This window comes from Glaciimonas sp. PCH181 (genome assembly GCF_003056055.1).
Lineage (GTDB): Bacteria > Pseudomonadota > Gammaproteobacteria > Burkholderiales > Burkholderiaceae_D > Glaciimonas.
This window is the reverse complement of record NZ_PYFP01000001.1, coordinates 797,171-810,137: the sequence shown is the minus strand read 5'-3', so window position 1 is coordinate 810,137 and position 12,967 is coordinate 797,171. Positions and strand designations below refer to the sequence as shown.

Annotated in this window: 11 protein-coding genes; 7 read left to right on the top strand and 4 right to left on the bottom strand. The window is 50.8% G+C overall.

The annotated features are described in order from the left end of the window. Positions 1–3: 3 nt before the first annotated feature. From C7W93_RS03550 to C7W93_RS03540, 3 genes are all read left to right on the top strand, one after another. Complete coding sequence (locus C7W93_RS03550) at positions 4–894, top strand: ABC transporter permease subunit (RefSeq protein ID WP_108438783.1); 891 nt, start codon at positions 4–6, stop codon at positions 892–894. 211 nt (positions 895–1,105) lie between these two features. Next, complete coding sequence (locus C7W93_RS03545) at positions 1,106–2,395, top strand: O-acetylhomoserine aminocarboxypropyltransferase/cysteine synthase family protein (RefSeq protein WP_108438782.1); 1,290 nt, start codon at positions 1,106–1,108, stop codon at positions 2,393–2,395. Positions 2,396–2,624: 229 nt separating this feature from the next. Further along, positions 2,625–3,272, top strand: a complete 648-nt coding sequence (locus C7W93_RS03540; RefSeq protein ID WP_108438781.1) for an HD domain-containing protein — start codon at positions 2,625–2,627, stop codon at positions 3,270–3,272. Between the two features lie 83 nt (positions 3,273–3,355). Here C7W93_RS03540 and C7W93_RS03535 read toward each other — a convergent pair whose 3' ends face one another. Beyond that, positions 3,356–4,162: a glutamine amidotransferase gene (locus C7W93_RS03535; protein WP_108438780.1), complete on the bottom strand. Its 807-nt coding sequence runs from the start codon at positions 4,160–4,162 to the stop codon at positions 3,356–3,358. Between the two features lie 417 nt (positions 4,163–4,579). On the opposite strand from C7W93_RS03535, the gene msrB reads away from it, so the two are divergent. The 3 genes from msrB (at position 4,580) to C7W93_RS03520 (ending at position 6,700) form a co-directional block, all read left to right on the top strand. Beyond that, a complete protein-coding gene (msrB, locus tag C7W93_RS03530; protein ID WP_370446391.1) occupies positions 4,580–5,188 on the top strand; it encodes a peptide-methionine (R)-S-oxide reductase MsrB in 609 nt (202 codons plus the stop codon). Positions 5,189–5,226: 38 nt separating this feature from the next. Continuing rightward, on the top strand, positions 5,227–5,964 hold the full coding sequence (gene msrA, locus C7W93_RS03525; RefSeq protein WP_108438779.1) for a peptide-methionine (S)-S-oxide reductase MsrA: 738 nt from the start codon (positions 5,227–5,229) through the stop codon (positions 5,962–5,964). Between the two features lie 292 nt (positions 5,965–6,256). Next, complete coding sequence (locus C7W93_RS03520) at positions 6,257–6,700, top strand: porin (protein WP_108438778.1); 444 nt, start codon at positions 6,257–6,259, stop codon at positions 6,698–6,700. Between the two features lie 232 nt (positions 6,701–6,932). On the opposite strand, the gene C7W93_RS03515 is transcribed toward C7W93_RS03520, so the two are convergent. After that, positions 6,933–8,465, bottom strand: coding sequence for a DUF535 family protein (locus C7W93_RS03515; RefSeq protein ID WP_161539869.1), 1,533 nt, complete (start codon positions 8,463–8,465; stop codon positions 6,933–6,935). Positions 8,466–8,953: 488 nt separating this feature from the next. Between C7W93_RS03515 and yjjJ the strand changes: the two genes are divergently transcribed. After that, entirely contained in the window at positions 8,954–10,318 is a 1,365-nt protein-coding gene (gene yjjJ, locus C7W93_RS03510) for a type II toxin-antitoxin system HipA family toxin YjjJ (protein ID WP_108438776.1), read from the top strand. 49 nt (positions 10,319–10,367) lie between these two features. Here the strand turns inward: yjjJ and cobA are convergent, their stop codons facing one another. Then, positions 10,368–11,141, bottom strand: a complete 774-nt coding sequence (gene cobA, locus C7W93_RS03505) for a uroporphyrinogen-III C-methyltransferase (protein ID WP_108438775.1) — start codon at positions 11,139–11,141, stop codon at positions 10,368–10,370. Between the two features lie 159 nt (positions 11,142–11,300). Further along, entirely contained in the window at positions 11,301–12,911 is a 1,611-nt protein-coding gene (locus C7W93_RS03500; protein WP_108438774.1) for an ABC transporter substrate-binding protein, read from the bottom strand. Positions 12,912–12,967: the final 56 nt, after the last annotated feature.

Here is a 12,967-nt window from a genome sequence, read left to right as displayed (position 1 = left end):
TCTATGACTCATCCTTCGTCGTCACCTGTCGTCCCAGATACCGTCTGGAGCGACATCGCATCGCCATCGTCGCTTCCTGCCGCAACAACGCTGCTACCGGCTGCCAAGGTCCATCCACGTCCTGGCAGCGGCAAAACACTGGGTATTACGATCTCAACAATCGTCATTCTTTTTCTGGCTTGGTGGAGCATTACCGCGCAGGGGTGGGTTGCGCCGCTTTTCCTGCCATCGCCATCGGCTGTATGGAATGCTGCGGTACAAGCATGGAACGGCAATGTGCAAGGCGGCCTGCCGCTGATCCAGCATTTGGCGTGGAGCCTGATGCGCGTATTTGGCGCTTTCGCGCTCGCGGCCATGACCGCCGTACCGCTTGGTCTGCTGATGGGCACGAGCAGGATCGTGCGCGGCATCTTTGATCCGTTGCTCGAATTCTATCGGCCGCTGCCGCCTCTGGCGTATCTTCCCTTGATAGTGATTTGGTTCGGTATCGATGAGACAGCGAAGATCTTGCTGATTTATCTTGCCTGTTTTGCGCCCATCGCTGTCGCAACCCGGGCGGGCGTCAGCGGAATCCTGACCGAGCAGTTACATGCTGCGCTATCGATGGGTGCTACCCGTTGGCAATTATTACGGCATGTGATTTTACCGGCGGCGCTGCCCGACATCCTGACCGGCCTGCGGATTGCCATCGGTTTTGGCTGGACGACGCTGGTCGCCGCTGAAATGGTGGCGGCGACGGCAGGCGTTGGGCAACTAGTGTTGAATGCGTCCAACTTCTTGCGCACCGATATCGTGATCATGGGTATCGTGCTGATCGGTATCGTGGCTTGTCTGTTCGATTTGATAATGCGGCAGCTGGAACAAAAGCTTGTGCCGTGGAAAGCGCACCGTTGATTCGGTGTTCCGTCTATGCCTTCAATATTGTCCGGGGCATTATGAGGTGCATCCCTTAAAACAGCGCATGGCGCAATAAGCAATTTCAGCGGCATTGCAATGGAATCGGGCCTCGACTGAAATATCGGCTATGGATATGCGGAATGATTCGTTCTCTGTGGATTGATGGCTGGTTAGAGTCATTAATCCACATCACTCGTTGGAATATCCCATGACCCAAGTTCCTCAATGGAAGTTCGAAACTTTATCCGTGCATGCTGGCTATTCGCCTGATCCGACGACGAAGGCAGTCGCTGTTCCGATTTATCAGACGGTTGCCTTTGCATTCGACGATACCCAGCATGGCGCAGATTTGTTCGACCTGAAAGTACAAGGCAACATTTATTCGCGCATCATGAATCCGACGCAGGACGTGCTAGAGAAGCGCGTTGCTGCTCTCGAAGGCGGCATTGCGGCACTGGCAGTGGCATCCGGTCAAGCCGCTGTCACCTACGCAATACAGACTATCGCTGAAGCCGGGGACAACATCGTGTCTGCCTCCACGCTGTATGGCGGCACCTACAATCTGTTTGCCCATACGCTGCCGCAGTTTGGTATCGAAACCCGTTTTGCCGATCCGCGCACGCCCGCCTCTTTTGAGCCGCATATCGACGCGCGCACCAAAGCGATCTTCATCGAGTCCATTGGCAATCCGCTCGGCAATATCACCGACATTGCCGCCATCGCCGAGATTGCGCATCGCCACGGCGTGCCGCTAATCGTCGATAACACCGTGGCGACGCCCTATCTGCTCCGGCCTATTGAACACGGTGCCGACATCGTGGTGCACTCGCTGACGAAATATTTGGGAGGTCATGGTACGAGTTTGGGTGGCGCCATTGTCGATTCTGGGAAATTCCCGTGGGCGAAATACAAGGAACGCTTCAAGCGCCTTAACGAACCAGATGTCAGTTACCACGGCGTGGTCTACACGGAGGCGCTGGGCGAAGCCGCCTACATCGGTCGTGCGCGGGTGGTTCCCTTACGCAATACGGGTGCAGCACTTTCCCCTTTCAACAGTTTTTTGATTCTGCAAGGTATCGAAACACTGGCATTGCGCCTCGACAGAATCACTTCGAACGCCTTAACTGTCGCGCAATATCTGAAGAAGCATCCAAAAGTAAACTGGGTCAACTATGCCGGATTGGAAGATCATCCGGATCACGCGCTTGCAAAGAAGTACTTCAATGGCAAGGCATCCGGCATTTTGACATTCGGCGTCAAAGGCGGCCTTGCTGGCGGTGCCAAATTTCAGGACGCGCTTCAGTTATTCACCCGCTTGGTCAATATCGGCGATGCCAAGTCGTTGGCAACCCATCCGGCGTCAACGACGCATCGTCAATTGTCTCCCGCCGAACTGATTAAGGCCGGTGTCACTGAAGATACGGTGCGGCTATCCATTGGTATCGAACATATCGATGACCTGATCGCTGATCTGGATCAGGCGCTCAGCTTGGTCTGATGGTTGCTGCTTTTGCATGCGTGCCGTCATGGACGCTTGCAGCAATGTTCTCTATCCCCATCCCGTTTCTGCTATTACTTTGCTGACCGTCATATAGGCGAACATGCCTGTGTGATTGGTCCGGCAGCCTTGTTTGCGACGATTACGAAAGCGCCAGGATGCGTGCCGTACTGGTAGCAATCGGCGTCACTAGGCTATCATCGCTGCCTTCTTCTTTTTTCTGAGCATCATGATTACACTACTCGATAGCTGGCGTCCGCGTCTGCTGGCAATTGCCGCCAGTCATCTCGGTGACGATGGTGCCCACGACATCAATCACCTGCATCGCGTCTGGCGCAGCGCAACGATCCTACTCAAGACCCATCCCGAAGCTGACGCGCTGATCGTGCTTGCCGCCTGCTATTTGCATGATCTGGTCAATCTGCCCAAGAATGATCCGCAGCGTCACCTCGCTTCGCGGCAGGCTGCCCAGTTGGCGGTGCGGCTATTGGGTGAGCAAGGGTTCCCGCCCGAGCGCTTGGCTGCGGTAGCGCATGCCATCGAGGCGCACAGTTTTTCGGCCAACATTGCTGCTCAGTCTATCGAAGCCAAAATCGTGCAGGACGCTGATCGCCTTGATGCGCTTGGCATGGTCGGCATCGCGCGGCTGTTTTATATCGCTGGCAAAATGGGCAGCGCGCTGGCGCATCCGGACGATCCACTTGCCGCGCACCGCATTGGCAATGACAAGCTGTATGCGTTGGACCATATAACGCTTAAATTGGCAGGCCTGCCCGCGACCATGCAAACCGCAGCGGGTCGGGCTGAAGCTGACTTGCGATTACAAAGTCTGGAACAGTTTCGCGATGAATTCGTTGCAGAATGGCAAACGGCTTAGTACTGGTTTAGCAGTTGCTTAGAAGTTGCCTAGTAGGTAATGCGCGATTGCAAGGGCGGGATAATCTTCCCTGCTCGGCTTTTTTATTCGCTGTGCGTAAAAAGCGCATCGAACGCCAGCGCGACCGGTTTTAAACGTACATCCTTCGGTCTGTACAATTTCTTCTCTAAAAACGTTATTCCTTGAAGGCTAGATAGCCATCCTCGCCAGAAATTATCCGCTGCAGTTTGAAATGCAAGCCCGTATTGTTTGGCATCTAAACGGAGACGGGCGAGGCTGACGTTGCCTGTGTGCGTTATTTCGTGCGCATGGCCGATCAACCATTGCTCGACCATCTTGACTTCAAATTCCGGGTGAAATTGCAATGCCAGGCAATTCTTGCCCGATGAAAATGCTTGATTCATGTAAAGGTCACTGGATGCCAGATGTTTTGCGCCAACAGGCAGATCGAATGTGTCGCCGTGCCATTGCAATACTTGCGGAGCGGTTTTGATCAATGTGTCGAAATAGGGAACGTCGGAAGTATGTGCGCCAGCTTTTAGCGGGCTCCAACCGATTTCTTTACCGGCTGTACCGGGATACACTTTTGCATGCAGTGCTGCTGCCATTAATTGTGCGCCGAGGCAAATCCCTAATGTAGGTAAATCGTCAATCATGCGCGCACGTAACCATGCAATTTCGGTGCGCAGGAACGGGTACTGCTCTAAATCGTAGGCAGCGATGGGGCCGCCGAGCACGATTACCACGTCCGCATCCAATGGCGAGACTTTGGAGAATGAATCTACGCCGACGTCAAAATACATAACGTTGAAGCCGTTTGATTTTAATATCGGCGCCAGACGACCGAGGTCTTCGAACGCTACGTGACGTAAGGCTAGTACATTTTTCATGCGTAATCTTTTAATTCATCTAAAAACGAGGTTCATCGCACCTGTGGCGTCTGCATTCACTGGGGTGATACGGGTGTGGGGTGTGACGCGAAGAGGCTTTAATACGCTATATCTTATCGCATATAACGACGAATAGATAAATGACTTTTTCCATCACGCTCGTTCGTAAAACTCGGGAATTCGAACTAAATTTCTTCTATCTTGTAAGTATCGGGCTGTATCCGCGACTGAACAGTAACGCGCATGACTTGGATGGCAAGCCAGCGTATTTTCCAGGACCGCGTCAGGGAAAACTCGCGGCATGGATAACGAGGATAATGGTCTATGCAGGTGAGCAATGTCGGCTAGGTCACATTTGCGAGCGATTTTTGGTGCCGGGCGCAGCCTTGTGTATTTACTTTCGATTAAGGAATAATCATGATTTTTCCAGATAAAAGTACGCTGTTGATCGCTGGCGATGCAAAACTCGGTCGGCGAACAATGCTCAAATATGGGGTCAGCGCTTTCATTGCGAGCACCATGCTGGGCAAGGTAATGGCTGCAACGGTGACATCGCCTTCGTCCGCACAAAATAATCAGGTCGAGATAGAATATTTTTCAACCGCAGGCAAAAGTCTGAAAGTAGTGTCTTTACCAAAGGTTGTCAAAAAAGATGCGGAATGGCGCGCCCTACTCTCTGCTAGCTCTTACCAAGTCACACGGCAAGCAGGAACAGAAGTTCCCTTCACTGGAAAATACGCGAGCAATCATGCCGATGGCATTTATCACTGTATTTGTTGTGACACCGCGCTGTTCGATTCAAAAACAAAATTTGAATCTGGCACTGGCTGGCCTAGTTTCTGGCAGCCGATATCGGCACGTAATGTCGCCAAAGACGCCGACAACAGTTTAGGCATGCAACGCGATGCCATTTCGTGCCGTCTTTGCGATGCGCATTTGGGACACGTTTTTGATGACGGTCCAAAACCAACAGGATTACGTTATTGCATGAATTCTGTTGCATTACATTTTGTAGCTCGCGGTTAATCTCTTGCAGCCTTTTAATAGATTATAAGGAGTATTAAATGAGATCTCGACATAGACGTTATGCAGTACCTGCACGCTATATAACACCCTATATTACGCGTACGCTTTTTGCATTATTGATAGGTATCTCCGGTATTGCCTGGAAAAACGCCGCTTATGCGGCTGAGGCAGCGGTAATCATTGCGGCACCGGAAGTCAATAATCAAAAAATAAAAGGCCCGCTTCAGACCGCAGTATTTTCGGGTGGGTGTTTCTGGGGTGTGCAAGGCGTGTTCCAGCATGTGCGCGGGGTACGCAAAGTTGTGTCCGGCTACAGCGGCGGCCAAAAAGATACGGCCCAATATGAAACTGTCAGTACGGGCAAAACTGGTCATGCCGAATCCGTTCAGATTACCTTTGACCCGGCAGAGGTTTCTTATGGAGAACTGCTGCACGTCTTTTTCTCGGTAGCGCATGATCCGACCCAGCTAAATCGGCAAGATCCGGATACGGGTACGCAATATCGATCCGACATTTTCTATGCCGACGATGCGCAAAAAGCCACGGCTCTGGCGTATATCGCGCAACTGAACAAAGCGCATGCTTTCCAGGCTAGTATCGTGACACGCGTTGATCCTTTAAAGGCATTCTATCCAGCTGAAGGCTATCATCAGGATTTTTTGCTACACAATCCTAACTATCCCTATATTGTGTACAACGACTTGCCTAAAATCGATAATCTGAAGCGTGTTTTCCCAAAAATGTATAGCGCTACACCAGTGACATTCGTAAATTAATATCGCTAAAAACCTGTCGAATATGGCTCCGCGCTGAACAGAATCAAGCAGAGAATTTGTTGTCGATGACATAATTTATCGTTTGTAATTCTGGTTCGACAGGCTGCTGTAACGCATCAATGTCGCAAGTCGTTTCTTAAAAAACGGTAACAATCGAGGAGGTTGCACTCCTCGTTACTGTCATCGCACTGCCCTCCCTCATTTGACATTTGTTAAGCCAATAAAGCGGTTACGCGACGCTTGTAAAGTTGCGCTTATTCCTTTGTATATTCAATAAATCACTTTCGAATAAATTATAAGCAAAGTCATTATTGGTACTCGCTATCAAGCAGGCCCAGCGAAGATTTACGGCGCCTGGTCGCAAGTAAAACAACCGCTGTCAACTACGGTAGCCGCAACCGGTCTGGTCAACATTTCCACGGCAACTAAAGCGAATATCTTTGATATTGGCGTCGATTACGTCCTCACACCTAATCTGCATGTGTTGGGAAGTGTCATTTACGACCATGCTGATATCAGCCGCAGAACCGTTGGCGCAACCAAAGCCAGCACGACGCAGTTGAATGTAGGCGTTAATTACTACCTGTTAAAACGTACTGACCTGTATGCCTTTTACACCAATCAGCGCGCAAAAGATGCAAACAATCCAGGCGTGATTAACGGCGCTTACAGCAGCGCACCGGCAGGCGATGTTGGTCAAAACGTGGTTCGCGTCGGTATTCGTCATAAATTCTGATTAGTTAGCAGAAGTCAGAAAAAAGGTGTTCAACGAGCGTTGATCACCTTTAAAGAACGACACAATATAAGCGGTATGTCTCTTCGTGGGGCATACCGCTTTTTGTCGAATTTCTCTCGTTATTTTGCCCGCATTCCAAATTGACTCTACCGCTTGAGCCGTTTTGCGCATCCGCCCGAATAAGGCTCTGCGCAAAAATGCGTAGACGATCTAAACCGTTCAGCTAACTGGTCTAAAAGTTACGCAACGTATGGACGGTAGTCGCGACCGCCGACTGAATTAAGGCGATACGCTTTCTGGCTTCAGAGCGTTTGCTGGAGGCAAGTTGCTCCAGATTTATATCCGGAATATCGCTGCATGACAATTGGAAGTCGCCGTCGGTGCGAGACATGGCACCGAGCTCTCGCCAAAATTCATCGTAGTTGGCGAATATCTGGCCGGTACGCATTTGCTGCTGCATTACGCGGTTGCGATTCGATACCAAAATTAAGTGTTGGCAGCCGTAGGCTTTGCCGATTTCTCGCACTAGTCGCACCATCAAACTTTTTGGCCGCATGCCGAACATGTCACGCGTCGCAAAACGGACTCGGTCTTGCGCATCGCTACCACGCGGGCCTTGCAGACAGCCGATGCCGACGCATGGTTGCAAGTTGTCGCCATAGAAAGTGAAGGCTACCGAGAATAAACGTTGTTGATCGACGAATAAATTTAATGCCAGTTCTCCCTCGCGATCCAATGTGGCGATGGACGACAGTTCGATCGAATAAACAGTGCCGGATTTGCCATTGATACAACCTAATATTAATGGCGATTCGGCCGCACGCAATACCAGCGGCGCAAGCCCGTGCGCAAGTACGAAGTTGTAATGCGAAATCAACATACTCAGCCGATCAAGACTGCGCAAACGATTCGACTGATACGGTCGGTAGATTTTTTGCAGTAATTTCGGTGTGGCGGAGGCTAATTTTGCGTGCAGCGGCGAGCTGTTCCAGTACGTCAGCCAACGATGAGTTTCGTGATAATAGAGTAGTGTTCTGACGCCCATTCTTATACGACGAGCGAAGTACGAAAGGCTGGGCTGCGGCGATGACAGGCCAGTTTGTAAATCTATACGGGGCGTGGAAGGACAGGTATGGCCTACGACGACCGGCGACCAAGATAGCAAGCGCACCAGCGCGGAGTGCTGCATCAATAATTTTCGCGCTCCTTCTACTAGCGAGAAAAAGCGTTGATTGATGACGTTGCCGGGATGGGAGTTCGCGGCCAGCATCATCGTCAGCGCAACAATTCCGGCCTCGATAATATCTAGTGGATAGTACATACCAAGAAAAATTCGGGCCCATGCTGCCGCCAGTGACAACGACAGTAGCAACACACCAAACCATCGTGATTGCATGGCTTTCGCTGCCCACAATGACAGCCCTGCCGCCAGCGTGATGGCTATCGCAAGGGTTGGGCTAAGTCCGTAGCTATTAAACGACTCGTAAACGATGCTTGATGCAGCTTCTGCTTCGGGGTGGGTATATTTCCAAAATTGCGTAATCGCTTCGCTCACCAGCACAGCCGCAATTGTCGCCGCTGAAGCCTTGAGCGTTTTCACTCTGGTGACTTTATCGCAGCGATACCACAGCGCGGCAAGGCTGGCAGGAACCAGATAAATATCCCATTCGGCAATGGCAAGCACCATCAAAAATAATCCGCTGAGGAACCCGGCAGACGCATTAAGCGCCACCCGCAGCTGGTGAGGATAAAAAAATCGTGACATTGACCAGGATGTGTAGGGAAAAATTGTTGTATTGCAATTTGTTCTATTGAATTCGAGCAGGTCTGATCTTTTGGTCAGCGCGTGCAGTGACATATAGAATTACAATTAGAAACATAATGATACATTTAATCCGACAGGCGGAAAGCGCGCCCAACAAATAAAACGGGCCATTTTGGTTGCGTCTTATATTTACCGACTTATTGCTCATCTAATCTTAATCAGAATAGCTTTCAGGCAATTTCAATTGGCTGTGTAAAATTTTAATCGCTTAATAGAAAGTTGCTTTTACGCAATTATCGGAAATACCTAAGAGCGCCTCCGGCTGTAATAACCTTATGCAGAAAAGAGCGTTTGAGCGTGGCGAATTGGCCCTTCTTTGCAACGAAAACGTCCCTCTTTTCTATAAAAGTATCTATTCATTATCTATTCATTTAGACTGTATTTTTATGAGTTCTCATTCTCGGACTGTCTAAAAAATATCTATTCATATGGCATTCAATCGTAGCAAAGACAACATAGCCGAATTGCGCCGATTGCTGGCAAGTGCGCCATCGAATGCGAAGACATTATCGGCAGCGCTGGGAATCAGTCAACCTACGTTTTCACGTTTATGGCCGACCGCTGGCAATGACATTGTGGCGCTCGGCGCTGCGCGCGCGACCCTGTATGGTTTGACGCGGAGGATTCGCGATATCGGCCCTACTCATCCTATTTTGCGTATTAATGCGCAGGGTGAATCGGAAGATTTTGCGCTGCTTACAGTGTTAGCCGGACATTGGTATGCGTATCAATTTACCGACTCTTCAGATATTTTTACTTGTGAGGGCTTGCCGTATTTTCTGCAGGATCTTCGCCCGCAAGGATTTTTGGGGCGTCTGGCACCGCGTGAAAACGCTGACCTGACGTTGCCCTCAGATATTGTCGAGTGGACCGATGATGACGCGCTGTATTATCTGGCGCGGCGCGGTGACGATAATATGGGCGATCTGATTGTTGGCAATGAATCTTACAGGCGTTTCTTTGCACAAAAATCCAACGCAGATAAGGCATTTAGTAAGGCGTTTATTCAAGCAAGCGAAAGAGACGTTCGCTACCCTGAATTGGCGGAGCGTGCGCTAAAAGGTGAGACAGTCGGCTCCTCCGCTGGCGGAGAACAGCCGAAGTTCACCACCGCTATTTTGCGTGGCGCAGCAGATCCGATTCCGGACCATGTCATCGTAAAATTTTCACCGGATATTCGTACCGCTAGCGGTCGGCGTTGGGGCGACCTGTTAGTTGCAGAACATCTGGCGTTAGAAACTTTGCGAAGAAATACTATTCCTGCGGCAGAATCCAACATTTTGGTAGCAGCCAACCGCGTGTTTCTTGAATCCGTCCGCTTTGATCGGATCGGCACGACTGGCCGTACATCAATGGTGTCGCTAGCAGGTTTAGTGGGCGAAACTGGCGCAGCGGACAAAACCTGGTCCTATGCCGCGGCGATCCTGGCGAATCGAAAAAAATTATCCGTGGCGGACCTTGCCATGATTCAGCTCTTGGACGTCTATGGAACATTGATTGGCAATTCAGACCGCCATCCGGGTAATTTGTCGCTGTCTTGGACGTCTGATGGCACGTTTGCGCTGAGGCCTTGTTACGACATGCTGCCAATGATGTACCGCCCTAATTCTCAGGGCGAGGTGGTTGAGAGGGAATTTAATTTGTCGGGGCTAGACCGTCTGGATTTGCGCTTTTTGCAAAGGGCCAGCGATCTGGCCAATCAATTTTGGGATAGCGTACAAACGGATGCGCGGATTTCCGAAGATTTCAAACGCGTGGCGCGGTTACACGTCGCGGTAATGCATCCCGCATAGAAAAAACAACCGATCGGTCAAACTCCTACACCGAAATAAATTCCTGAATTTAGAAATGTTGCGCTATCGGCAACGTCGTCGATGGCAAAGATTCTGCCTGCGTCGCGCAACGCACCACATCGCCGATGACGATGATGCTAGGACTGCCGATGGTTGAGTCGGCCAGTGCAGCCGATAATTGGCCGAGCGTCGTAATAAGCTGCGCCTGCGCTGCTAATGTCGCGGATTGAATTACGGCAACTGGCGTCGACGCAGCCTTGCCGCCAGCCAGTAATGCGGCCTGAATTTCGGCGCAACGGGCAACGCCCATATAAATGACTAGCGTGAGGCCGGTTTGTGCCAGCAAACCCCAGTCAGGATTTGATTCCGGCGTTTTGCCATGACCGGTGATAAAAATCGCGCCTTGACTCCAATCCCGATGCGTTAGCGGGACGCCGATCGAGGATGGCGCTGCCAAGCCGCTACTGATGCCGTTAATTACTTCTACCGCGATGCCGGCCGCTTGCAAATGATCGCGCTCTTCGCCGCCGCGACCGAACATAAATGGATCACCGCCCTTTAGCCGCACCACGCAGTGTCCGGCCTGCGCCTCCGCAATCATCAAACGTTCGATAAATGCTTGCGGGGTCGATTTGCAGCCGCCGCGCTTGCCTACCGGCACAATGCGGGCGCTTGATTTTGCGTGTACCAAAATGTCCGGATTGACCAAATCGTCGACCAAAATCACATCGGCAGCGGCAATCGCCTTAACCGCTTTCAGCGTGAGTAAGTCAGGATCGCCGGGACCGGCGCCTACCAAATAGACTTTAGCGAGGTTTGTCATGATGGCATTGCTTCAAATGGAGTTGCCTTGATATAAGCAAGCACCGTTCCAGCGGTCCGGCCTGGATTGCGCATCATTGATAGCCATCGCCGCATGAAAAAGGGGATTACGCCGACGTTTTCAGTCGGCGATTGCACCAAGTTAGTGCGTGAGCCTTCCCTATTTTGCCAAATCGACGTTCTGAAATTCATATTCGCTAAACACCGACATTTTGAAGCCGAGTACTTCTTTTCGCGCGGCGGCATAGCGTAAAGCGTGTGCAATCGTGATCCACGGCGTTTCTTCATGCGCGATGACTTGCGCTTTTTCATATAGCTTTGCGCGTTCTGCCTGAATCGGTGTGCGTTTGGCGCTTTGGATCAACTTTTCAAAAGCAGGATCACACCAGCGCGCTTTGTTGCCGCCACCTTTAACGCCATCACAGCCAAGCAGCGTCGCGAAGAAATTATCCGGATCGCCATTGTCACCATTCCAGCCATACATCATTACTTGCTGCTCGCCCTGATTGCTGCGCTTTACGTATTCGGCCCAGTCATAGGTCATTAATGTGGTGCGAACGCCGATTTTTGCCCAATCGGCCTGAATCAATTCGGCCATGCGCTTGCCATCCGGGTTGTAAGGACGGGTTGCGGGCAGATACCACAGCACGACATCCGCACCGTTTGGATAACCGGCTTTGGTCAGCAGCGCCTTAGCTTGCGCGGTGTTATAGGCGTAATCCACCAACTTGTCGTTATACGACCACAGCGTTGGTGGAATCGCATTTTTCGCGGCCTGCCCTGCACCTTGATAGACGATCTTAAGAATGGCTTGTTTGTCGGTCGCCATATTCAGCGCTTGCCGCACTAATTTATTATCGAACGGTTTTTTCTCAACATTAAACGCAAGATAGCCAACGTTCAATCCTTCTTTGCTGAACAAATTGATCGCTGGATTGGCTTTGATCATGGGAAGATCGGCCGGTTTCGGCAAGGTCATTACCTGACATTCGTTAGCCTTTAGTTTGGCGTAGCGTACCGAGGCATCGGGCGTAATGGCATAGACCAGATTATCGAGCTTGGGACGACCGCCCCAATACGCATCGAAGGCTTTATAGCGGATGACCGCATCTTTTTGGTAGGACACGAATTCAAACGGGCCAGTGCCGATTGGCTCGCGATTGATGATTTCTGGCGTCCCCAGCGCTTTCATTTTCTCGGCATATTCAGCCGACATAATCGACGTGAAATCCATGCCGAGATTGGCAACAAATGGCGCTTCTGGATGCTTGAGGGTGAAGACGACGGTGTAATCGTCCCGCTTTTCCACTTTGTCGATAATTTTATCCATCCCCATATCCAGGAAATAGGCAAAACTCTGACCCGCTGGAAGTTGGTGAAATGGATGCTGCGGATCGCCCATGCGATTGAAAGAGAACAATACATCGTCCGCATTGAAATCACGGGTGGGCTTAAATCGGGCATTGCTTTGGAATTTAACGCCACGGCGTAATTGGAAGGTGTAGGTCAATCCATCGTCTGAGGTTTTCCACGACGTCGCCAGCGCAGGTCGCAGTGCAGTGGTACCGGTTTCAAACTCAACCAAGCGGTTAAACACCGGCACTGACGAGGCCTGAAATGAAATCGCGGTGGTATAAAGTTGCGGATCAAATCCTTCCGGGCTGCCCTCTGAGCAAAACACCAACGTCTTTGCCGCGAAGGCGAAACCGGTGTGTATCCCAAGCAATGTCAGCAAACTGGCCTTGATCCATAACTTCGATTTAGTTTGCATGCCGTTCTTTCTTTTGATTGCCGATAGCAAAGAAATATACCGCGCCAAATATGAAT